The organism is Mycolicibacterium psychrotolerans (assembly GCF_010729305.1).
Classification (GTDB): domain Bacteria; phylum Actinomycetota; class Actinomycetes; order Mycobacteriales; family Mycobacteriaceae; genus Mycobacterium; species Mycobacterium psychrotolerans.
Genome location: NZ_AP022574.1, coordinates 35850 through 59451, shown reverse-complemented (window position 1 = coordinate 59451; position 23602 = coordinate 35850). Strand labels below are relative to the sequence as shown.

At 64.7% G+C, this 23602-nt stretch carries 14 protein-coding genes and 2 pseudogenes; 7 read left to right on the top strand and 9 right to left on the bottom strand.

Going from position 1 to position 23602, the window contains the following annotated elements:
• Positions 1–158: 158 nt before the first annotated feature.
• Together G6N45_RS00240 and G6N45_RS00235 are read right to left on the bottom strand one after the other, a co-directional pair.
• Positions 159–1400 carry an McrC family protein gene (locus G6N45_RS00240; RefSeq protein ID WP_163719693.1) on the bottom strand — a complete coding sequence of 414 codons (1242 nt, stop codon included), beginning with the start codon at positions 1398–1400 and terminating at the stop codon, positions 159–161.
• A complete protein-coding gene (locus tag G6N45_RS00235; protein WP_220100589.1) occupies positions 1397–3778 on the bottom strand; it encodes an McrB family protein in 2382 nt (793 codons plus the stop codon). The genes G6N45_RS00240 and G6N45_RS00235 overlap by 4 nt, the downstream gene beginning before the upstream one ends.
• On the opposite strand from G6N45_RS00235, the gene G6N45_RS00230 reads away from it, so the two are divergent.
• Positions 3711–6137, top strand: a complete 2427-nt coding sequence (locus tag G6N45_RS00230) for an AAA family ATPase (RefSeq protein ID WP_163719684.1) — start codon at positions 3711–3713, stop codon at positions 6135–6137. The two genes, G6N45_RS00235 and G6N45_RS00230, sit on opposite strands and share 68 nt — an antisense overlap.
• Complete coding sequence (locus G6N45_RS00225; protein ID WP_163719681.1) at positions 6134–6478, top strand: hypothetical protein; 345 nt, start codon at positions 6134–6136, stop codon at positions 6476–6478. The genes G6N45_RS00230 and G6N45_RS00225 overlap by 4 nt, the downstream gene beginning before the upstream one ends.
• A 127-nt stretch (positions 6479–6605) precedes the next feature.
• Here G6N45_RS00225 and G6N45_RS00220 read toward each other — a convergent pair whose 3' ends face one another.
• On the bottom strand, positions 6606–8279 hold the full coding sequence (locus tag G6N45_RS00220; protein WP_163719679.1) for a GmrSD restriction endonuclease domain-containing protein: 1674 nt from the start codon (positions 8277–8279) through the stop codon (positions 6606–6608).
• A 189-nt stretch (positions 8280–8468) separates the two neighbouring features.
• Positions 8469–9926 (bottom strand): ADP-ribosylglycohydrolase family protein, encoded by a 1458-nt coding sequence (locus tag G6N45_RS00215; RefSeq protein ID WP_163719676.1) that lies wholly within the window; start codon positions 9924–9926, stop codon positions 8469–8471.
• Between the two features lie 82 nt (positions 9927–10008).
• Between G6N45_RS00215 and G6N45_RS00210 the strand changes: the two genes are divergently transcribed.
• From G6N45_RS00210 to G6N45_RS00195, 4 genes and pseudogenes are all read left to right on the top strand, one after another.
• Entirely contained in the window at positions 10009–10668 is a 660-nt protein-coding gene (locus tag G6N45_RS00210; protein WP_163719674.1) for an NUDIX hydrolase, read from the top strand.
• A gap of 59 nt (positions 10669–10727) precedes the next feature.
• The gene (locus tag G6N45_RS00205) at positions 10728–11729 is read left to right on the top strand and encodes a metallophosphoesterase (protein ID WP_163719673.1); all 1002 of its coding nucleotides are present in this window, start codon (positions 10728–10730) and stop codon (positions 11727–11729) included.
• Positions 11730–11776: 47 nt separating this feature from the next.
• Positions 11777–13723 (top strand): serpin family protein, encoded by a 1947-nt coding sequence (locus tag G6N45_RS27915; RefSeq protein WP_246228823.1) that lies wholly within the window; start codon positions 11777–11779, stop codon positions 13721–13723.
• Between the two features lie 2 nt (positions 13724–13725).
• Positions 13726–13962: pseudogene (locus tag G6N45_RS00195) on the top strand (PIN domain-containing protein); the annotation flags it as partial.
• A 91-nt stretch (positions 13963–14053) separates the two neighbouring features.
• On the opposite strand, the gene G6N45_RS00190 reads toward G6N45_RS00195, so the two are convergent.
• Both G6N45_RS00190 and G6N45_RS00185 read right to left on the bottom strand, forming a co-directional pair.
• Positions 14054–15820: a fatty acid CoA ligase family protein gene (locus G6N45_RS00190; RefSeq protein WP_163719671.1), complete on the bottom strand. Its 1767-nt coding sequence runs from the start codon at positions 15818–15820 to the stop codon at positions 14054–14056.
• A gap of 1 nt (position 15821) precedes the next feature.
• Positions 15822–16691: an alpha/beta fold hydrolase gene (locus tag G6N45_RS00185; RefSeq protein ID WP_163719668.1), complete on the bottom strand. Its 870-nt coding sequence runs from the start codon at positions 16689–16691 to the stop codon at positions 15822–15824.
• Positions 16692–16901: 210 nt separating this feature from the next.
• Here G6N45_RS00185 and G6N45_RS00180 point away from each other — a divergent pair.
• A pseudogene (locus tag G6N45_RS00180) lies at positions 16902–17279 on the top strand (nuclease-related domain-containing protein); the annotation flags it as partial.
• A 35-nt stretch (positions 17280–17314) separates the two neighbouring features.
• On the opposite strand, the gene G6N45_RS00175 reads toward G6N45_RS00180, so the two are convergent.
• The 3 genes from G6N45_RS00175 to G6N45_RS00165 are packed head-to-tail and all read right to left on the bottom strand — an operon-like array spanning position 17315 to position 23546.
• Complete coding sequence (locus tag G6N45_RS00175; RefSeq protein WP_163719666.1) at positions 17315–18325, bottom strand: dihydroorotate dehydrogenase-like protein; 1011 nt, start codon at positions 18323–18325, stop codon at positions 17315–17317.
• Entirely contained in the window at positions 18325–21897 is a 3573-nt protein-coding gene (gene nifJ, locus G6N45_RS00170) for a pyruvate:ferredoxin (flavodoxin) oxidoreductase (RefSeq protein ID WP_163719664.1), read from the bottom strand. The genes G6N45_RS00175 and nifJ overlap by 1 nt, the downstream gene beginning before the upstream one ends.
• Complete coding sequence (locus G6N45_RS00165; protein WP_163727523.1) at positions 21894–23546, bottom strand: NAD(P)-binding protein; 1653 nt, start codon at positions 23544–23546, stop codon at positions 21894–21896. Before G6N45_RS00165 ends, nifJ begins: the two co-directional genes overlap by 4 nt.
• Positions 23547–23602: the final 56 nt, after the last annotated feature.

Here is a 23602-nt window from a genome sequence, read left to right as displayed (position 1 = left end):
CGTGGTGTTCAGAAACCAGCCGCCCGGTGTGGGATCCGTGGCTCAGATCGCTGTTCCGCCGGGAGTCATCCTCCCGACGTTCGACTCCTCGTAACATCATTGCCGGTCGATAGCGCCGGTGCGGCCCGTTCACGCCCAGCACTCACCGGGTCCTGTACCTACGCCGAGTATGGCAGCCCCATGAAGGCGCCGCTTTCCAGCGAACTTTCGATATTCCGAGCCAGGCGATCTGCTGCGCGCAGGGGATTGTCATCTTTGTCGTTCCAGTTGAAGCCACTGACCTCCACGGGCCCGACGCGGACAATCTCGCCGACCTCCTGGGTGCCGAACCCGACGACAACGGCTTTCGCAACCCGGTAACCAGTCGCAAAGGTTGTGATCTGATTCAGGTCCGCGCGCGCGATCGAACCGTCAGACGTCACCTTGTACTTGACGTCACCCACCGCTGCAATACTTCCGAAGACCAAGTCCGGGTTGAGGACTCGCTTGAAGTCGCCGGCCAACGTCAGGCCGCGCTTGGTGATCGGCCACCGCGATCCGAGCCGCTGCGACAGGCAATTCCGCACCCCGGCTTCCACCGGCTCTGGTGTCCGACACAGAAAGGTCCACAGCGCGCGGTTTCCGCCGTTCATTGCGATGTTGCTGCTTTCCAGGATCATCAGCGCCAGCGGGTGCACATCCCGGTAGGCCCGGGTGAGCAGATCGGGCCTCGCCCTCATGTCCCCGGGGCGAAGTGCACCGACGTCACTGAGTCGGTACTGGATCCGTCGGCATCGTGCGCGTAATTGCTCCGACAAGGCCGCTGCGTTCAGAAGCTTCAGGATTGCAGCCTTGACGATTCGGTTCAGGCTCGTGTCCTCGCTCCTGACGTCGTAGTCACAGCGGATTCGCGGGCGCCCTGACAGAACCGAGCGGGCCGTCGCGACGGTATGGATTCGACCGCGGGCGCAAGCGATATCGTCGGTGATGCGGCTATAGTCGCTCACCAGTCCGCGGCGCAGCAGCTGTTCGCATGCTTCCGTGAACCACGTGGCGACGACGGTGAAGAAGCTCGCATCGGTTCCCAGCTGGGTTCGCTCGAGCAGGCTGCGCGGGAACTGGTCGGACTCTCCAAAGAGGTACAGCAGATGTTGCAGCGGGATTTTGGGATCGATGATGAGCTGCGTCTGCTCGAGGCCGATCACGCCGACCGCATCGGAGACGCGCACATCGTAGTCCGATCCGTTGAGTCTGTGGCACCGCACCACCGATCGCTGCGATGTGTCATCGGAATCTGCGTCTTCCCCCCACCATCGCTTCTGCGAGGCGAGGGCGATGCCGAGTTGCCGGAGATCGGCGGCCTCACCCTCGGTCAAAGACAACCTCTGCTCGAGAGATTCAACGAGCCGCAGCGTTCTCATGGCACCCGCTGACTGGGCCAGAATTCTTCCAACGCGAACTCTTCGACCAGTCCGGGTTGGTCAAAGAAGTACTCGCCGATCAACGGCAGGATCTGCCGGTTCCAGGTGCGGCGAAGGTCGCTCGCCGTGTAGGTGCCCCGCATGAAGAAGCTGTGGCCGACGGTGTGGTGATGGTCGAGGTGACCACGCAGCTTGTCGTTGAGCAGTTGGAAGCCGTCGATCAGGTCATCGACCTCCGACAGGTTGCCTTCGCGGTCGTAGAAACGTTCGAGGATCTCCTCACGCGGTGCGCAGTCGAAGATGTCGAAGCGGCGGCGCAGGGCGGTATCGACACTGCGGATGCTTCTGTCCGCCGTGTTCATCGTGCCGATGATGAACAGATTTCTTGGTAGCGAGAACTTCTCGCGGTGCAGCAGCTGAATAGCTTTCCCTCGATATTCCAACAGGTACAGCAGCTCACCGAACACGCTGGGAAGGTTTGCTCGGTTGATCTCGTCGATCACCAACACGACTGGGTGGTCGACCGTGCGGGCGTAGTCGGCGATCTTGACCAGCTTGCCCTCGACGTTGCGGAAGGCGACCTGTCCATTCTCAGCCGTCGGGCGCAAGCCCTCCACGAAGTCTTCGTAGGCGAAACTCGGATGGAACTGGACGACCTGTACCGCCTCGGGCCGTCCTTCCGTCAGATGCTCAGCGACCCTTTCGGCAACGAATGTCTTACCTGTGCCTGGCGGGCCCGCCAGGATCACCTGTGGCCGCCGAGTCAGTAGGGTCTCGACGAGATCGTCGACTTCATCCTTATTCCAATGGATTTCGCCAGTGAGCCAGTCGAGATCGGCTTTCGCAGGTGGCTCCGGCGACCGCGGGTTGTCCAGCAGCGCCCGCAGCATTTCCCACTCATGGCTGGATACCTTGTAATTGGTGCCGTTGGGCTGCTTGATGATCTGTAGGTCACTCAGGGTCGGATGCTTGATCAGGTCCTCGCGCCTGACCGGGTGATCGACCAGACTTCGGTCGAGCCGGTAACCGATCGCACGGCTTTCGACAGGTGCGTCGTTACCTTCCCACGATTCGCGCGAGCGAGTGAAGGCGTCTCCGATGATGGTGCCGGTCGCGTAGATTCCCGCGTCCGCGCCGGAAACCCACAGTAGGACGGTGTCGCCCTCTGCGACGTCCTCCGCATGTTGGCGCAGAACCCAGCTGTCGGTGACGCCCGGGCCGACGTCAGGGCTCCTGAGATGCTCACGGAGGTCGAACTTCTCGGGATTGGACTGGAAGATCCACACACGCTTCTCCCGCGGTGCGGGTGGGTTCCAGCGTCGTTCGTAGACGGGGTCGCGGTAGAAGTCGACGGGGCCCGCAGCCTTCTGGGTCAGTGAGGCGTAGATGCGATGGAGGTCGACGTCGACGTCGTCAGTCGGCCCGTCGGGGAGGCATTCCTCGGCGAAAGCGTCACGGATTTTGCTGCGCTGACTGGAGATGATAGCCGGCAGATAGAACCACGGGAATGCCAGATAGAGCAGTGATTGGCGTTGTGCAGCTTCGGTACCGCCGGGTGCTTGACGCACGAACTCCCGGAACTTCAGCGGGTCGCTCAACGCCTCGCGGCGTATGTCGATCGGCTGACTGCACGCGTAGTGCGCGAACGTGATGAGCCACCGAAGTCGCGCGTAACGGCCGCTCTTGAAGCCGATGCCGCCCTTGAACATGCCATGTGAAAGCGCCGCGTCGACATCAGGTGGCAAGGGCACCGGCGGATCGAGTTCTTCGATTGGCAGTCGAATGAGCTCGCGTTTCCTTACCGCGCCGTAGTCACCAAGTGGGAGCAGATTGAGCAAGATCAGATCGGCGAAGAGAATCCGCGCCTGCCGCGTGGCCGCACTGACCTGCTTGCGTAACTTGTTGTCAAACGACTCGTCGGAGACGTCAGGGCTGTCGACGTAGACGTCGATCAACTCCGCAGCCGCTGCGACTGTCCAGACCATCTCGGCAGGCGCCACCGTGGAGCGCCCGTCGAGAAGTCCGGAAGTCACGATCCGCGGGCCGAGGGTCTCCACAAAGGATGCGCCCTCGCGTCCCATCCCGCTGTAAACCTTCGTGCCCAGGTCGCTGACAAGTGACATCGATCTTCCCCCTTGTGCCTCGCGGCCGACCTTATGCGACGCGCCGTCAAGATCAACACCGTCGATCGCGGATCGGCAGGTGAGGACCCAGACCCGGAGTCGATGCGCCGGCAGCCGGAGAGAGCAAAGAATCCTTTCCGCGGGGTTGGAGCCCGCGATGTCGGCTGGCCGTAGTTCAATCGAAGGCATGGAGAGCTCGGAGGAGGCTTCGTCGGTAAGCGGTCCGGAAGTCGAGCGTTCGGTTCGCGATGTCATTCTGGACATGCTCGATGCGGACACCGGGCTCGACGAATCGGTGAAGGACAGCGTGCTCGATGCCCTGGCCCAGGTCACTGACGAGGCCGCCTCCACCGACACCAAGCAGTCCGGGCCGACGTTCCTAACGGGGATCTCGGTCATGGGGTTCCGCGGCATCGGCCCGCAGGCCAAGGTGGATCTCCATCCTGCGCCTGGCCTGACTGTCATCAGCGGTCGAAATGGTTCGGGAAAATCCAGCTTTGTCGAGGCGTTGGAACTGGCATTGACCGGCACCAGCTACCGATGGCTCAACAAGCAGGTGTTGTGGGCAGACGCCTGGCAGAACCTGCACCATATGAAGCAACGAGCCATCCGGATCGGATTTGCGGTGCAGGGTCGCGGCGCAGTAACGGTCGGCATCGACTGGGACCCAGAAGCCGATCTGACCGACCGGAGGGTATGGACGCAGTTCGCGTCGGACAAGTACGTCGACGGCACTGACGTTCTCGGGTGGGCTCGGGCACTCGAAGTGTGGCGCCCGCTGCTGTCGTACGACGAGTTGGGCCGGCTCTTCGACGGCGGCCCGTCGGCTCTGTACGACGCCCTTGCGAAGCTGCTCGGCCTCGAAGTATTCGCCGATACCGAGAAATGGCTCGCCACCGAGTTGAAGACCACCAAGGCGATCCGAGGACAGGCCGACGACGAGCGGAAACGTTTGCTTGCGTTGCTGACCGACCGCGACGATGAACGCGCAGCACGGGCGGCCGCACTGCTGCGCAGGAAGGGGGGCGACCTCGATGACGTACTTGCCCTGGCGACCGGATCCGACGAAGCCGGCCAAACTGTCGTGGGCCCGTTGCGGGCGCTGACTCATCTCCAGCTTCCAAGCCCAGAGGACATGGACGCCGCCGCGACACGTCTACGAGGCGCGGTGCAGAAGCTCGCCGACGCCGCAACGAACGTCGCCGACAGCACCAGCCTGCGCGTCGATCTCCTCACCGCCGCATTGCGTTTCCACGAGCATGTCACGACCGAGGACACGTGTCCGGTGTGTGGTGAGGGCACGCTCGACACTGCGTGGGCCGCACGCGCCCGCAGCGCCATCAAGGACGCCGAAGCAACCCTCGCGGAGTATCGACGCGCCACAGCAGAACTGGGTGGTGCGCGCACAGCTGCTAGGGCGCTCCTGTCGAGGATCGCCAAGATCGAACCGATCCCAGGCATCGACCTCGTCGAACTCGACGCGTACAACGAGGCGGTCACGGCCGCTCTCGTCGTCCCCGACAACGACGTCGAGTTGGCCGACCATGTGGAATCGGGGCTGCTCGCCGTCGCCGACGTCGGCGAATCGCTCCGGGTGAAGGCGGCGGAGGCACTGCAACAGCGGGAGAACGAATGGGCGCCGCTGGCTGCCCAGCTGGGGGCGTGGGTGCCGATCGAACGGCAGGCGCGCGCGCTTGACGCCGCAGTCAAGGCGTTGACGTTGGCCAAGAATTGGGTCACGAAGCACGCCGCAGAGTTCCGCAATCTCCGACTTGAACCGGTTGCCGCACAAGCACGCAAGATCTGGGGTCAACTCCGGCAGGAGAGCAACGTTGACCTGGGGGAGATCACTCTCGAGGGTGTGGCTAACCGTCGTAAAGCCACGTTGAGTGGTTCGGTGGACGGGCAGCCCACGGCTGCGCTGTCGGTAATGAGCCAGGGCGAGAAGCACGCACTGGCGTTGGCGTTGTTCCTGCCGAGGGCCGCCGCGAGTGCCAGTCCGTTCCGCTTTGTCGTCCTCGATGATCCGATCCAGGCCATGGATCCGGCCAAGATCGACGGATTCGTCGACGTGCTCAAGGGGATTGCGGACACACACCAGGTGGTGGTGTTCTCACACGACGACCGGCTGGCGTCGGTGATCCGCGAGACGGGTGTCGACGCCCGCCTGGTGGAAGTCGTCCGGGAAACGCAGTCGAGGGTGACGGTGCGCGATAACCTCAACCCGGCGCTGCGCCAGGTCAGTGACATCTTCGCGTTGATCAGTGACGAACGACTGCCGGATGACATCCGAGCACGGGTCCTTCCGGGCATGTTCCGAACGGCTCTTGAGTCTGCCTCGAAGCAAACCTATTTCAGTCGACAGGCTCTGGCCGGCCGCCCACGCTCGGAGTTCGAGGACTCTTGGCAATCGACGAAGAAGACCTCGCCGAAGCTGGCCCTGGCGGTGCGGGGAGATGCAACGGCCGATCTGAAGAGTTGGCTCAATGAGAAGCCAGAGAGGTACCGGACGCTTCGGCTGGCGAATGCCGTTCACCATCAGGCACAAGGGATTACCAAAGACGAGGTGCGCGAGCTTGAACGCACCGTGAAGACGATCTTGGCGCTGCGGTGACCGCTGCCGAGTTGTTGGCACAGGCGCAGCACATCCTTGCCCGTCGCGCCGTGCGTGGATCGTCGTCGCGTACAGCGGCGTTCCTCGCCCGTCGTGCGCTGGAGGAGATCATCGATGACAGATGCGACGCGCTTGACGCTTCTGCGCCGTCGGCGAACACCCGAAGCAAGCTGCTAGTGCTCAAGGCGCTGGATCCGGATGTCGGCGATACAGCATCCATGGTGTGGAACCGGCTGAGTAGAGCCTGCCACGTACATGCGTACGAACTGCAGCCGTCGGTGTTAGAGGTGCAACATCTGTGTCATCTTCTCTCTGAGATGCTGGCCCGGACGGATGGCTAGCAATGGGAAAGCTCGGGCTATCGAGCATGACCGGCAGCAGGCCCTCGCTACTCACCTCTAAGCCCGCGGCAGGCACTCCGGAAGCGAACGCCAGTCGGCATTCGCCCTTGCCCGCGGCGCGGTAACGCTAGTCGTACTCGACACTCAGATCCTCGTCGATGTCCGCGTCGTCATCGACCGTCTGAGTCTCGGAGTCGACGTCTCGCGGAATGATGCGCTTTCGTAGTTCCTTGCTGACCCGGTCCGCACGTCGCTCGAGGAAATGTGGGTAGTCGTCGTTCTGTATGTCTGGCCAGACGCTGTCGGGCATCAGCTGAGATTTCAGTGTTTGGTTCATGTCTGGGTTCGACTTCTCGAATTCCTGCATATACCGAAGTGGCGAACGCGCTCGGATCTGGTTCTTGTTCAAATGGTCATCGATCATTGTGATGTTGAAGACGTTATTCGCGTCCACGTCGGGCACATCTAATTTCTTCAAGTGGGCACGCGGGAAGAAGTGATGATAGTTGCGGCTATTCGCGCGCTTAAGCGCATCGTTGGCGATCGCGACAACAGCATTATTGTCGAATGATCGCGGCTGAAACGATGCGTACAGGCAGAGTACTGCTTTAACGAAAGCGCGCGATGGAGAGAAGCGGCCACTGGCGATCAGGAACTCAGAATCAATGCGCGTTGGCCAGTCGTAGTCAGGTGAACGGCCCTTGAGTATCTGGTTGATCTTTGTGAGGTCAGCCGTCACCCGGCTTTCAAAACTGGCGGAGTATCTGCCCCCAAGGCTGCAACGCCAGAAGAAATCGGTGAGCAACTTGGCTTGGTCAGCAGTGGGTTTCTTCCCAGCTGTCTTGTAGAAGAAGTATGCAAACGGAACGATGAGCCCGCCGTAGGGAAGAAGTTGCGACACGACGACGCCATGTGTCCCCCTGAAGTAGTCAACCGATTGTTCGATGGCACTAGTAACTGGCTCCCAGAGCCTGATGACCGACGCTTTGTCCAATTTGAGGATTGCCTGCCGCCGACAATCACCCTTGGTGAGTAGCGAGATCAACTGCAGCGGGGTCATTTCGTTGAGGTTGTCATATCCAACCTTCGCGAATTTGGAGTTGAGTTGCGCGTACTTCTCGGCAAGGTCGAACTTGCGCCGGTCGTCGTAGGTCTTGGCGATGATGATCTCGAACGGAGTGAGAGGCTTTCCGCCTACGTTGATGCGTGTGAATATGTCTGTAGCGATGTCGATTTCGGCATCCGACACCGACACGACGGGGAAGCTGTACGTGGTGAATGCGTCCCTGTACCGCTCTAGGGATGAGTGGAATTTGCTGTCAAACTGTTGGGTGAGTTTGAACGCACTGCCAAGAAGGTCGGTGAGCGAAACGTATGTTGCGGCTTGGTCACTTGCGTCGGCCGTCACAATGTCTTCGTGTTCGTTGGCTTCGAGGTTAACGAAAATCTGGGAGAAGTCGTCGATCTTGCCCTTCGGCCTTTGCACTTTCGCGCCCTTTACGGCGGCATACAGGCTCGTCAGTCGTTGCTGGCCGTCAAGTACGTAATCGAAGTAGTTACCGCCAGGCTTGTCCTTGAACTTGATTCCGCCGATGCTGCGGACTGTACGGAGTACCTCGTCGGTATGCCAGAAGATAAAGGTGCCGACAGGGTACCCCTTAACGATGCTGTCAAGCAGGGCCGCAGATTTAGCACGACTCCACACGAAGTCACGCTGAAACTGCGGAATCTTGATTGTGCCGTTCTCGATCTGGCTGAGCAGATCCGAGTAATTACTGTGGCTCGGCTTTGCGGTCACCATGTGGCGGATGATAGTGCGGGTGGCACGTGCAATCTGAGCTCTTGATCGATTGGCTCATATCGGTGATTGATGCCATCAGCGTCGCCAGCAGGTACATGGCGTCTCGTTGGCCGTCTGCACTGCTCTTGCCGCATGACTGGACTTTGTTCCCACTCGCCGAAGCCGCCGCCCTATCGGGTGCCATCATCATCAGCGTCGCTCCGACTGAGCCGGTGTGAGAATGAGCCGCCGCAACGCCTCTCGCAATGCGCTGTTGGGCCTGGCACGGGGGAGTGCATCGGTAATGGCATCCAGCGATTCGTCCATGCTCAGACCACGCAACCGCGCACCGTACAGCGCCGCCACCGTAGGCGTCCGACTCAACGCCTCGACGCAGTGCAGGAGCACCGTTCTGCCATCCTGCCGCAATCGCTCGACCGCCCGCACCGCCTCCAGGAGCACGAAGTCCAGGTGCGGGTTCTCGTCACTGTCCTCCCGGTCGATCAATCGCACCTCGACGTGCGGGATGCCCTGCTGGACATCGTCGTCACCAATCCGGCACAGCGAGACAACAGCATCCACTCCGTCGGGGAGCTGATGGAGCGCACCGACGCCACCCAGCAGCACCTTGTCGTCGAACGGATGGGGAACCAACGCGCCCGTCCGGTACCCGCGGTAGGCGCCATCGAACGCCGTCACCTTCCCGCGCCGGGCCACCGCCCCCGCCAGGTTCACCAGCCCATGTGAATCCAGATCCGGCCAGCCGTGCAGCTTCGACCGCCATTCCAGGGGAATGGCCGATGCGCCATAGGCTGCTCCGAGCAGACCGCCGGCGATCGCCGCCACCGTGTCGGTGTCGAACCCGGCCCGCACCGCCGCGTCGAGCGACAGCCACAGATGATCAGCGCGAAACACCTCCGTAGCCGGATCATCCTCAGGCACAGGGGTGATCGTGATCGCCGACCACGCCGCTTGCAGAGCCGACACCACCCATCCGTTGCTCGGGAAGTCCGCCGGCCGCCCCGCCTCGGCAGCGTCCAGCCGCGCCGACCACAGCTCGCGCCGGTCCGCCGTCAGGTGCCTCAGTCCGACTCGGACATTGAGCTCTCCGGTGAGCACCGCATGCCGAATCGCACTGCACCACAACAGGCACGCGTCACCGGCGTCCGGATCGAAGTGCGTCAGCTCGCTGATCGATCGCGCCGCCTCGACCATCGCCTGCTCATCGTCGAGGTAGGCCAGCGCCACCGGTGCCGTCCGCATCAGCGACCCGTTGCCTGCGGTTCGGCCGCTCCCCTGGTGCAGCGCCGTCGACGCCGACCGCGCGCGCTCCGCGGTGATCTCAGAACCGATCCGCGCGGAGCGCAACACCGAGCCCGTCTGAATGCCGACGTCCTTCGCCCCGCGCGACCACTCCAGCCATCGGGAGACGATCGCGTCCTGCGCGGCCTCCTCCCGCAGATCCACTCCCGTGCCCGCCACTTCGGCGATGGCGATTGCCATCGCGGTGTCGTCCGTCCACTCGCCGGCCGCCCAGACGCCACCGCCGCTCATTGTGACGTCGAGCTCCGGCCCTCGCGGTGGCTGGAACTCATACGGCGCGCCCAATGCATCCCCAGCCGCCGTCGCCAGCAGCACACCTTCGATCCGGTCATCTCGTGAAGTCATGTCCGCCTCCTCCCGCCGCAATTAGAGCACATATGATCTAATAAAGGCAACGGTCCACTCTATTCCGCATCGGAGCCTCGTCTTGTACAGAGACAGCAAGGGCAAGTCGCTCACCGAATACCCGCGGCCGTCTGTCGCCGTCGACACCGCCGTGCTCACCGTCGACGACGAGCACGGCCTACTGCTCCTCGAGGTCCGACGACAGAACGGAACCGGGTGGGCGCTGCCCGGCACATTCCTCCACGAGGGGGAGGTGCTCGCCGGCGCCGTAGACCGGTCCTTGCAAATCAAGGCCAACGTCGAGGGACTCCACCCGCAGCAGCTGCACGTGTTCGACGCCCCGGGCCGCGATGACCGCGGCTGGGTGCTGTCCGTCGCGCACGTCGATGTGGTGCCACTGGACCGGCTCGAAGGCCGGTCCACGGAGACGACACGGTTGGTGCCCGTCGCGGCACCGGGCCGGCTCATCTACGACCACGCGGACATCATCAAGCTGGCGGTGTCGTACGTCCGCCGCCGCCATGCCACCACACCCGATCCCGACCGCCTGCTCGGAGCCGAGTTCACAATCCGCGACCTGCATCGGCTCCATCAGCACGTCGCCGGACGTGAGATCCAACGCGACTGGTTCCGACGCACCATGGAGCCAGAGCTCGTTGCGACCGGCGTGATGACCGCCAGAGGTCGGGGGAGGCCCGCCGAACTGTTCCGCCATCCGCCTCGCAGGCACGACAGGAGCTGACCCAGGCGACAGACCAGAGTCCTTCGCAACGGAGGATGTGCCTATCGAAAGGGCAAGACATGACGAACGACCACGAGAGCGCCGGATACGACATCATCGGCGACATCCACGGATGCGCCGATCAACTCGAAGCGCTCCTGGCAGCGATGGGCTATCGCCGGTCCGGGAGTTCGGGTGCGTATCGCCATCCCAGCCGAACGGCCATCTTCGTCGGCGATCTGATCGACCGGGGTAAGCAGCAGCTTCGGGTGCTCGAGATCGTGAAGGCGATGGTGGACGCCGGCACTGCGCGAATGGTGTTGGGAAACCACGAGTTCAATGCATTGGCCTATGCCACCGAGTCGCCGGACAGGCCTGGGAAGTATCTGCGGCCCCATGACGATCCGACCAACACCCGGTCAGAGAAGAACGAGGATCAGCACCGAGCCTTCCTCGACCAGGTCGCCGGCGAGACGCGCGCCAAATATCTCGAGTGGTTCTGGACCCAGCCGCTGTGGCTCGATCTCGGCGAACTACGGGTGGTGCATGCCTGCTGGCATCAGGAGTCGATCGATCTCCTGGAGCGCGAGCTCGGCGGAGACCGTCTTCGGTCGGTTGACGATCTCGTGCGCGCGTCGACCAAAGGAGATCCGGTGTACCACGCGGTCGAAACCCTTCTTAAGGGACCAGAAATCAGCCTCGTCGACCAGAACCAGCCTCCCTTCCTAGACAAGGGCGGTCATCCCCGCGAGCAGGCCCGACTGCGGTGGTGGGACGGCGGTGCGAAGACACTGCGTGCCTTGGCGGAAATCGACGATAGCTACACGACGGTGGACGGCCAGCCGTATCCGCCCCTCCCCGAGATCGAAGTGGCCAAGGAGTATCGGGCATTCGTGTACGGCGACCAGGTGCCCGTGTTCTACGGCCACTATTGGCGCCGGGGCACGCCCCAGGAGACCCGCGACTGGACCGGTTACACCGCATGTGTGGACTTCAGCGTGGCCAAAGATGGTGCTCTGATGGCGTATCGGTGGTCGAGGGAGACGCGGATCGAGCCGGGCAACTACGTCGCTGTTCGATGATGAACCCACGGGCCGGCTGTCGGTGAGCACCGGTATGTTGGCACGCCGTGACCAACGAGACTCCCGCCTGTGGCCGATGCGGATCCACCACGCTGCACCACCAGGCGTTCGGCATGCCGTCCGAAGAAACCTTCGCGCAGGCAGAACGCCGTCCCGATCTCAGGCTGGGCGGTTGCTGCATCACGTCGAGCGCCTGGGCCACCGAGTGCGTGACGTGCGGTCAGCGCCAGCGTCTGGGCGCATCGGACCAGTCGGAGTGGACGACGGCGTCACGCCCAGAGACCGCCAGACTCATCACTGCATACGCCGCATCGGCGCGGCAGGCACTCGACACGGCGCAGACATCCGCAATCTCCTACTGCGGTCTGTGGTTGCTGCTCGCCCGCCTCGCCCCGGTGGCGACGGGTTCTGACCGCGTGCGATTGGAGGACGTTCTTGGAGTGTCGTGCGAGGAGGCGGCTGAGGTGGCCGCCCGCCTGCTAGACGCACCGCATCCGACCATTGCCGCGGCAGTCGGTGCCTGGTCTCGCTCTCCGGCGACGACGCTTCCGGGCCTCGTGCTCGACGAACTGCCCGGCCAGGCGGGGCTGGACCGCTGGGCTTCCGCGCGCACGCGCGGCCTCATCGAGCGTTTCCCGCTTGAGATCAATCCACTGACCGAGCTCGTCTTGGCGACGGCGTTGGTTCTGCAGCCGCGGTGGACCACCGAGATGCGGACCGACGACAACGGGCTGCTCGTCCTCGAAGAGGGGTTGCAAGCGATCGTCTCCACCCGGGCCGCGGGGCTCGTCGCCGTCGCCAAGCCGTTCAGCGAGGACGGTGTCGACGTCGTCAGTGTCATTGCAGCGCCTGATGTTCCGCCGTCCGACGTGTGGCGGGCGGTCGACGAGATCGTCGGCAAGCTCAATGAGGGTGGACTGTGGCAGGGTCAGCTCCCCGACGCGGGTTCCGCGGGCGGTCACGCGTGGACCGTTTGCGAGGCGACCGAGGAATTCGTGGAGTGGGACGCGCCCGACGAGGGCGATTACCTGTGGCGCAGCCATTTGCCGCGCTGGAGCGCCAAGGTGGAAAGCGAACTGACGGCCGCTCCCGGGGTGGCGGAGGTTGTGGCTTCACCGAGGGAGGCCGTGCCCGCGCTCGCCGGTCCGGTGGAGTGCGTACAAGCGGCCACGGCCGCATACGACGAGAACGGGTTCCAGGCCGCCGCCGTCACGGCTCTCCTGATGGCGACGGGCGCACCGCAGTTCGTCGAGCGCACCATTCACCGAGTGGACGTCACGTTCGACCGGCCGCATGCCGTCGTCGCGGTTGCCCGAGGTGGAGCATGGGAAGGCGTACCGCTGTTCCACTGCTGGGTCACTCCGTCGTGCGAGGCGCCTGCACGTTCAGCCGACCGAGCCGGTTCAGCGGAAGCCAACTTCAAGGTGAGGAAAGGTCTGACTCGCGATCTGCAGGCGAACAGCAGGACACCGCTGGTGTTCGGAGAGATCGAAGAGTTGAGACGACGGGGGCTCAACCAGAGCGAAATCGCTGCAATGCATGGCGTGAGCAGGCAGGCCGTGTCCTGGCAGAAAAAGACATACGGCGGCATGCTGACTCCGCGCCAACTCGTTCAGAAGGAATGGCCATGGGAGACGACGAGTCTGCACGGTAAGTCGAAAGCATTCCAACGCCTTCGCGATCACGGAGAGTTCATGGTCACGGCGGGCGGGGGAATGAGTGAGGATAAGCTGCAGCGGCTGAAGTCTTGGTGGCGAACACTCCGAAGGCAGGATGTCGTTCTTGAGTTCGACCCCAGCACCCCTCCGCATCCCGGGCTTAGCCCATACGGAGGATTCGCTTATATGAAGAGGGTCGTAGAGGATGACGATCTCTTGATAAGAGTCAACGAGTTCACGAGAACCGATGATGCGGGCCGGCTGTCCGCCTCGGCGGCAGCAATGTGGCGTTGGCCTGACAATATCGATGACTTACTAAGGGATTCGCGAGGCTGAAACAGCGACTGGCCACTCTCGACGCTGTCGCCGACCTGGCCGCATTGCCCGTGGACGTGAATTCTGCCCAGATGTGGGCACGGATGCGTGTGCATCTTGCCGAGACGGGTCGCCGTGTGCGCGTCAACGATCTGTGGATTGCCGCGGTTGCCGCCTCGCATGACCTGCCGGTGGTCACTCGAGATGGCGACTTCGACCCACTCGAGGGCGTCGCCGGATTGAGTGTCATTCGCGTCTGAGTGGGGTTCAGACCGCGGCTGCGCCGCCTTGATTCACTCCTTTGAGCCTCAACGTCGATCGCACCATGTCGGAATCATGGGATCTGGCGGGTTACGACACCAATTTCGCTGCGTGTTGGCGGGTGCGCCGGCTGGGGGAGCCGGATCCGGACAACTGCTTCGTGGCCCACGTGGCCAGGTGCGTGCGCTCGATCTTGGAGTTGTGGCGCGGATCCACCGGCAGCCTGCGCTTGAAGAGGATGGCATGGATCTCGTTCGCCATCGGGGACTCTGCAGCCAGCGCGAGCAGTTCCTGGTGTAGGCAGGCGAGTTCGTCCTCGCCCACCTCGGACTTAACCTCGACGCACAGGACGGGCAGCTCGCCCGCCGGTCCGGGCACGCCCACCAGTCCACTGCGCCTCACCTTCGGGTGAGCGTCGAAGAGCGGCTCGACCTGCAGCGGGAAGACATCCCCGCTCGCCGCCTTCACCCGTTGCGACACCCGACCGCACACCCAGAGCCTGCCCCGCTCATCGAGGTAGCCGACGTCCCCGAAGCGATGCCAGTTCCCCTGTGGGTCGGGCACTTTGTTCTTGCGAGTGCTGTTCGGATCGAGGTAGTACTCAGGGCTTACGTGTTTGCCCCGCACCAGTATTTCGCCGACGTGCCCCGTGGGCAGCTCCGACGTTTCCTCGATGCAGTCGATGGGGCCGTCCACGATGTCGATGATCTTCAACGCGACACCCGGTAGGGCGTAACCCACGCAGATGCCCGCACCCCGCTCGGTCTTGTCCCATAGGCCGTTCAGGTGCTCGCGACTGCTCATCTCGGTCGACGGCATGGCCTCGGTGGCTCCGTAGTTCGCCGCGAGCTCTCCGTCGGCAGCCATGACCGCGTTCAGCATTCTCTCGACCGGCCCGGAGATCGGCGCGCCTGCCCCGATGACTCGTCTCAACGAGGGCATCTTCAGATGACGCGCCAGCGCTTCCCGGGCCAGGTTCTCGATCAGGATCGGAGCAGCGAAGAACGACCCGACCTTGCAGTCGTTGATGACGTGGATCAGGGCGGCCGGATCCACCTGGGCCGGGCTCTGTCGGGCGAAGTCGATGGGCGGCACCACCATGGTGCCGCCGGCACTGATGGGGATGAACAGGAACGCAGGGAACACGGCCATGTCCACCGGAACCTCGCTGTCCGGGTTCCAGCGCCAGCTGTGGTGCGCGTTGCGGAACATCTGGCAGAAGTTGCGGTGCAGGTACAGCGACGGTTTCGCCGGCCCGGTGCTGCCGGTGGTGTAGAGGACGGCGCAGGGATCGTCCGGCCCGACGCGCGGGGGCGACGGCTCGGTGGGCGGGTGTCGTCGCAGCGACCGGATCGATCGTGCGCCGGGGAAGGGGGGAAGTCCGGTGATCGTGCGGCCGCCCGGCGACAGCGGGCTGCCCGTGAGAACGAGCTTGCGGAGGTCTCGAGGACCCCAGCCGAAGGTGATCCGTCCCAGGTGCGCGAGCGCGGTGCCGAGAAACGCCTCCGGATTCACGCGTGAAAGCCGTTCTGCGACATTGCGATAGCCGACCGCGGGGTCGATCCAGATGGAGAAGGCGCCCACCCGGGTGAGGGCCACGCCCATGACGCAGGTCTCGTAGCTGGGCGGCGCCATGCAGACGATACGGGTCATCTCGGCGATGCCCATCTCGCGCAGCCCGACGGCGACCGACTCGACGTCGGCCGAAAGCTCGGCATAGGTGTGGCGCCTGTAGCGGCGCGTGCCGTAGCCCGCCCAGCCGTCCAGGTCGATGACCGCGACGCGCTCCGGATCGTCCCGCGCCACCCGCAACACGATGTCGGCGAGGTTGAAGACGTCGTCGGGGAAAGGCTCCATCTCAGGCCGGCGTCCGTGCGGCAGCTTGGAGAAATTCGTCGATGATCGCAGCGACCTCGTCGGGTCGCTCCAGCATCAGCAGGTGGCTGCAATCAGCGAGCCATTCTTCGCGCGCGGGGTGCAGCGTCGAATTCAGGCGGCGCCCCGCCCGGGGCGAAACGATCTTGTTCTTCAGCCCCCAGATGGTGCAGACGGGAGGAAACCCCGGCCCCGGGGCGAGATTGTCGATGACCGAGTAATTCTCCAGGTCATCGAGCACACCGAGCAGCGACTCCATCTGGCCGGTCGCTGCGTAGCTTCCGCAGAGTTCTGGTCTGCGGTTCACCCCGAGGGCACGGCCGCGCGGTCCCAGCTGGAACCGGGTGGCGACTGAGCCGATGCCGTTGGTGAGCTTCAGCTTTCCGAGCAACCGGTACACCTGCCGATTGGCTGCGGGCATCCGCTCCCGCAACCACAGGAACGGTCCCAACCAGCCACTCAGGAAGGTCGACTCGGTGAGCGGGTTGCAGAGCACCAAGGCCTTCACCTGATCCGGATGGCGTTCGGTGAACGCCAGCGAGATGGCGCATCCCATGCAGTTGCCCACCAGCGCGACCTTCTCCAGGCCCCGTGAGCTGACGAATGCCTCCAGCATCGCGACGTAGTTGTCCAAGGTGTACCCCGCGCCGGGCTTGGCGGAGTCACCGAAGCCCAACAGGTCGAGGGCGAAGATCTCGTACTTGTCGGCCAGTCGGTTCGCCACGTCGTCCCAGATGGCATGCGACGAGCCGCCGTTGTGCAGCATCACGACCGGCTCGCCCCTGCCGGTGTGCTCGTAGGCGATCGACATTCCTCCGAAGTCCAAGCTCTCCAACACAATCCGCTCCCGCACCAGTGCTCATTGCGATACTGCCGCGCTACGCATCCGCCCGATGCCGACGCGGCCGGCCGCACATCGTCGACGCAGCGGTCCATAGACTGCGCCCGCTACCCGATGCAATCACCGCACCTCGCCGGTGGGTAGGGGCGGAAGTCACCTACGTGAAGCCATTCGTCGGCGGTCCTCGCTACCATTCCCGTGACGGAGGGGAGGACGTCGACGATGACCATTACCGTGTCCGAGACACCACGGCTGGCCAACGGGGCCGAACGCAGGGTCTGGCAGGCGCTGATCGACCAGCTCGAGCCCGGTGATCTGGTCATTCCCGGTAAGCGTGTCACCGACCATCTCAAAGATCACGAGATCGACTTCTTCGTCGCCATCGAGGGCGCCGGCATCGTGTGCGTCGGGGTCAAGGGCGGCGAGGTGTGGCACGACGGGGAGACCTGGTGGATCAAACGCCGCGGCCACGAGCACAAGATCGACCCCGTCCGGCAGGCTCGAGAGGCCTGCTACGCGCTGCGTGACTTCGTCGAGAAAGACCCTCGCTGGACGCAGGGCCGGCTGCGCTGGGACCACGTTGTCGTGCTGCCCACATCACCGCAGAGGGTGGACCGCCAGCCGCCTTGAACTGGTCACCAAGGGCCGTAGGCGGCGGTGTCGGCCCCCTGGATCGCGCTGACGTAGTCCGCGCGTTCGCGTGCCGTTCCATCGATGTTGACGGGAACGGCCAGCGTCCCACGCACTTCGTCGAGTGTCGTAAATCCTCTACGCTCCATCCATTCTCGCAGTCCATCGAGCAGGACGGCGGTGTACTCGGGGCCGTGCCGGAGCAGGGCGGACGTGGTCATCACGACATCGGCTCCGGCCAGTAGGTACTTGATCACCTCAGTCGCGCTCTCGACACCAGTGCTGGCCGCAAGCGATGCTCCGATGTTCCCCCGCAGCAACATGATCCACGTGAGTGGCAGCCGACATTCCGCCGCCGTGGACAACGACGGCGTGCGCACCAGGGTCAGGGTCTCGGGCTCGATGTCGGGCTGCAGGAACCGGTTGAACAGCACCAGCCCATCGGCACCGGCCTCGTCGAGGCGTCGCGCCATCTCGCCGGTCGCGCTGAAGTACGGGCTCAGCTTCACCGCCACTGGTACGGTCACCGCGTCCTTGACCCACGCCATAATGTCGAGGTGGCGCTGTTCGACGTCGCGGCCGCGGATGCGCGGATCGCCCGGCAGGTAGTAGATGTTCAGCTCGATCGCGGCCGCACCTGCATCCTGCATCGAGCGCCCGTAGCGGGCCCAGCTGTCGGGCGTGATGCCATTGAGGCTGCCGATCACCGGAATCGTGACCGCGGCGGCTGCGCGTTCGAGCAGGCTCAGATACCGGCGGGGGCCGTGGTCCCGCTCGGCCGCGGGCGGAAAGTAGGACAGGGATTCTGCGAAGCTTTCGGTGCCGGCCTCGGCCCGTTGCGCGTTCTGCTCAGCCTCGCGCTGCAGCTGCTCTTCGAACAGTGAATACAGCACCACCGCGCTGACACCGGCATCCGCGAGCCGGCGGACGCCGTCGACGGTCTGCGACAGTGGCGACGCCGAGGCGACCAGTGGGTTGCTCAGGGGGATGCCGAGATAACGCGTCGACAGTTCCATCAGTGCTCCCGGCGGGCGTCGGCGTGAAAGTATTGCGGACCGCGAGACGCCATCTCCTCGTAAACATTCCACCGCAGCGCGATGGCGTGTTCGGCGAGGCCGAGCAGTCGGTCGTACTCGGCCGGATCGGAGTTGGCCAGTGCGCGGTACCGCAGCTCGCGGTTGCGGTAGTCGTCGAGAGAGATCCGCGGCCGGTGCGAATCGAGAAGGAAGGGGTTGGCCCCGCCGCTCTGCAACACCGGGTCGTAGCGGATCAGTGGCCAGTGCCCGCTGGCCACGGCCCGATACTGCTGATCCATCCCCTGGCGCATGTCGATGCCGTGCGCGATGCATTGGCTGTAGGCGATCACCAGCGAGGGGCCGTCGTAGGCCTCCGCTTCACGGAAGGCCTGCAGGGTCTGCTGCGGGTCGGCACCCATCGCGACCCTGGCGACATAGACGTTGCCGTAGGCGATCGCTTGAAGCGCGAGATCCTTCAACGGCACCGTCTTGCCGGCGGCGGCGAACTTGGCGACCGCGCCGAGCGGGGTCGCCTTGGACATCTGCCCGCCGGTGTTGGAGTAGACCTCGGTATCGAGCACGAGCACGTTGACATTGCGCCCGCTGGCCAGGACGTGGTCCAGCCCGCCGGCGCCGATGTCATAGGCCCAGCCGTCACCGCCGACGATCCACACGCTGCGTCGGACCAGGTGATCCACCACACTGCGCAGGTCACCGGTCGCGGCAGGATCGAGGTCGTCGAGGCGACAACGGAGTTCGGCAACCCGCTGCCGCTGGGCGTGCAACTCTGACTCACGCAGCTGCGGGGCCGCCAGGATGGAGTCCACGAGCTCGGGACCGAGCATGTCACGCAACTCCACCAGGCGTCGCCGGGCCAGCTGGGCGTGCCCGTCAGAGGCCAACCGGAAGCCGAGCCCGAACTCCGCGTTGTCCTCGAACAGCGAGTTCGACCAGGCCGGCCCCCGCCCATCGGCGTTGGTGGTCCACGGTGTGGTGGGCAGGTTTCCCCCGTAGATGGACGAACAGCCGGTCGCGTTGGCGACCATCAGCCGGTCACCGAACAGCTGCGAGAGCAGCTTGAGGTACGGCGTCTCGCCGCACCCCGCACACGCGCCGGAGAACTCGAAAAGTGGCTCCAGGAACTGCGAGCCGCGCACCGTACCGAAGTCCACCCGGGCTCGGTCACTGACCGGCAGGGTCTCGAAGAAGGCGATGTTGTCGCGCTCCGCGGCCACCCGCGGCTCGCCGGGAGCGAGGTTGATCGCCTTGGTGATGGGGCTGCCCGGGATGACGACCGGGCAGGCTTCGACACACAGGCCGCATCCGGTGCAGTCCTCGACATAAACCTGCAGCGAGTAGCGCGCGTTCGGCAGCCCGACCGCGTCCAGCGGCGCCGAGTCGAACTGCTCCGGTGCGCCCGCCAGCCGGGATTGGTCGTAGTACTTCGACCGGATCACGCTGTGCGGGCAGACGAAACTGCAGTTGCCGCACTGAATGCAGCTTCCGGCATCCCAGACCGCCACCAGTTCGGAGATGTTGCGTTTCTCGTACGCGGTCGTGCCGCTCGGGTAGGTGCCGTCCACCGGAAGTGCACTGACCGGCAACGCATCTCCGCGCCCGGCCATCATCTCCGCGGTCACGGTGCGCACGAACTCCGGCGCATCCGCGGGCACCGTGGGTACCGGCGCGCGCTCGGACGTGGCCAGGTCCGGTACCTCGACCCGGCGCAGCCCGTCCAGTGCGGCGTCGACCGCGGCCAGTTCGCGCCGCACCACGTCGGCGCCGCGGTTGCCGTACGTTTTCTCCACCGATTCCTTGATGCGGGCGATGGCCTGTTCACGGGGCAATACCGCCGAGATCGCGAAGAAGCACGTCTGTAGCACGATGTTGATTCGCCCGGCCAGCCCGACCTCCCGGGCGATCCGGCCGGCATCGACGGTGTAGAGCGTGATCGCCTTGGCGATGATCTGCTCCTGAGTCCGTCGGGGCAGCGCGTCCCAGACCTTGTCCGGCTGATGCCGGCAGTTCAGCAGCAGTGTCGCGCCCGGGGCGGCCCGGTCGAGCACATCGCGCGTGTCGAGAAACCGGAACTGATGACAGCCAACGAAATTGGCTTCACCGACCAGATAGGGGGCCCGAATCGGACTGGGACCGAAGCGCAGATGTGACTCGGTCTGCGAACCCGACTTCTTCGAGTCGTAGACGAAGTACGCCTGGGCGAACAGGCCTTCTTCGGACCCCAGAATCTTGATCGTGTTCTTGTTCGCGCTGACGGTACCGTCGGAACCGAGGCCGAAGAAGACCGCCCGGAATGTCTCGGGCGACTCGATGCCGAATGACGGGTCGTAGTCGACGCTGGTGCCCGAGACGTCGTCGTCGATACCGATGGTGAATCGCCGCCGGGGCTGCTCGCGGTCGAGTTCGGCGAACACGCCGGCGACCATGGCCGGCGTGAACTCCTTCGACGACAAGCCGTAGCGGCCCCCGGAGATGCGCGGCATGACCGGCCGTTCGCCATCGGAGTGCGCCTCGGCGAGCGCAGCGACCACGTCCAGATAGAGCGGTTCGCCGATCGACCCCGGCTCCTTGGTGCGGTCCAGGACACCGACCGTGCGTACCGTCGCCGGCAGCGCCGCCAGCAGCGCCGCGGCGGGGAACGGCCGGTACAACCGCATCTGCACCACGCCGACCCGTTGGCCTTGGTCCACCAGAGCGGCGACGGTCTGCGTCACCGTCTCGGCACCCGAGCCCATCAGCACCAGCACCCGGTCCGCCTCCGGATGCCCGGAGTAGTCGACGATGCGCATCGTGCGGCCGGTGCGCTCGCCGAGGCGCGCCATCAGGTCCGCGACCACGCCCGGAACCCGCGAGTAGAACGGGTTCACCGTTTCCCGCGCCTGGAAGAAGACGTCCGGGTTCTGCGCGGTGCCACGGATGAACGGGCGCTCCGGCGACAGCGCCCGCCCCCGATGAGCCCAGACCAACTCCTCGGGGACCAGCGCCCGCAGGTCGTCGTCGGACAGCGTCTCGATCGTATTGAGTTCGTGCGAGGTTCGGAAGCCGTCGAAGAAGTGCACGAACGGTACCCGGGACGCCAAGGTGGCCGCCTGCGCGATGAGCGCCAGGTCGTGTGCTTCCTGAACCGAGGTCGACGCGAGCAACGCGAACCCCGTTTGCCGCACCGCCATCACGTCCGAATGGTCGCCGAAGATCGACAATGCCTGCGCCGCAACTGATCTGGCTGCCACATTGATGACGGCGGAAGTCAGCTCGCCGGCGATCTTGTACATGTTCGGGATCATAAGCAGCAAGCCCTGCGACGAGGTGAAGGTCGTCGTCAACGCGCCGCTCTGCAGCGCGCCGTGCAGTGCGCCCGCCGCTCCACCCTCGCTTTGCATCTCGACCACCGTCGGGACCGTGCCCCACACGTTGGGCCGCCCGGCGCTGGACCAGACGTCAGCCAACTCGGCCATCGGTGACGACGGGGTGATCGGGTAGATGCAGCACACCTCGTTGAGCCGGTAGGCGACCGAGACCGCGGCCTCGTTGCCGTCCACCGTCACACGGGTCATGTCGGCTCCGGGAACATGTCGATGGCATGTACCGGGCACTGATCGAAGCAGACCGCGCAGCCGGTGCACTTGTCGTAGTCGAACCTGTACCGATGTCCGACACCGAGTTTGATCACCGCGTCCTCGGGGCACGCGCCGAGGCAGCCGTCGCATTCGAAGCAGTTGCCGCAGGACAGGCAGCGCCCCGCCTCGTAGGTCGCCTCCTCGGCCGACAAGCCACCAACCACTTCCCCGAAACCTTTCACGGCGTCCACCGGCTCCAGTTCGGGTTGGCGACGGCGCGCGGAGTCCCCGAAGAACCACAGGTGCAGCGCGTCGAACGTCGCCGTCGGGTGCTTAACCGGGCGAGTGTCAGGAGCGCGGCGCAGCCAGGCATCGATGTGGTGGGCCGCTTTCTTGCCGTGCCCGACGCCGACGGTCACGGTCCGCTCGCAGGGCACCATGTCCCCACCGGCGAACACTCCCGGACAACCGGTCATCAGCGATTCCGAGACGCGCACGCTGCCGTCGTGCTCGACCACCACGCCGGGCAGGGTCCGCATGAAGGCCGACTCGGTCTCCTGACCCAGCGCCATGATCAGGGTGTCGGCGGCCAGCGTCTCGAACCGTCCGGTCGGCCGTGGATAGCCCGAGTCGTCGAGTTCCATGACCTCGACCTGCAATTCGGGGCCGTCGAAGGCGGTGATCGTCCGCAGCCAGTTGATGCGCACGCCCTCACGTTCGGCGTCCTCGGCTTCCTCCTCGTGAGCCGGCATCTGCTCCCGCGTGCGGCGGTAGACGATGACGGCGTCGTCGGCGCCGAGCCGACGCGCCACGCGGGCAGCGTCCATCGCGGTGTTGCCGCCGCCGTAGACCGCGACATGCCGTCCGACCGAGGGCTCCTCGCCGGAGGCGACGCTGCGCAGAAACGACACCGCGTCGACCATGGTGCCGGCGTCGGTGGCCGGGATGTCGACACGTTTGGCCAGGTGCGCCCCGACCGCGACGAACACCGCGTCGAAGCGGCCCTCGTCCCGCTCGGCGGCGAGGTCCTCGACCCGGTGTCCGCAGGTGAACTGGACGCCCAGTGCGGTGATGCGATCGAGTTCGATCTCGAGTACGTCGCGAGGCAGCCGGTAGTTCGGGATGCCGTACCGCATCATTCCGCCGGGCTCGGCACCCGCATCACGGATCTCGACTTCGTGGCCGAGGCGTGCCAAATGGTAGGCCGCAGACAGCCCACTCGGCCCGGCGCCGACGATCAATACCCGCCGGCCGCTGCGGACGGGCGGCGGATCGAACATCCAGCCTTGCTCCCGCGCGAGGTCGCCGAGGAACCGCTCCACCGAATGGATCGATACGGCGCTGTCGAGATGTTTGCGATTGCAAACGGTTTCACACGGGTGATAGCAGACGCGGCCGTGGATCGCGGCAAAGGGATTGTCCGCGACGAGTTGCCGCCAGGCCTGTTCGTGCCGGCCGGCCGTGGCATGGGCGAGCCAGGCCTGGATGTTCTCCCCGGCGGGGCAACCGGAGTTGCAGGGCGGCAGCAGATCGACGTAAACCGGTCGGCGCGTGCGCACCCGTCCCGCCCGGGGTTGGCCGTGGGACAAGTCCGGAAGTGGCGTGACGTCCTGCGGTGATCCGGTGGTGTCTCGACCGACACCCATGCTGCTGGCGGTCTCGTCACCGGTCATCTCCTGACGATAGGCGCGCCAGGTCAATT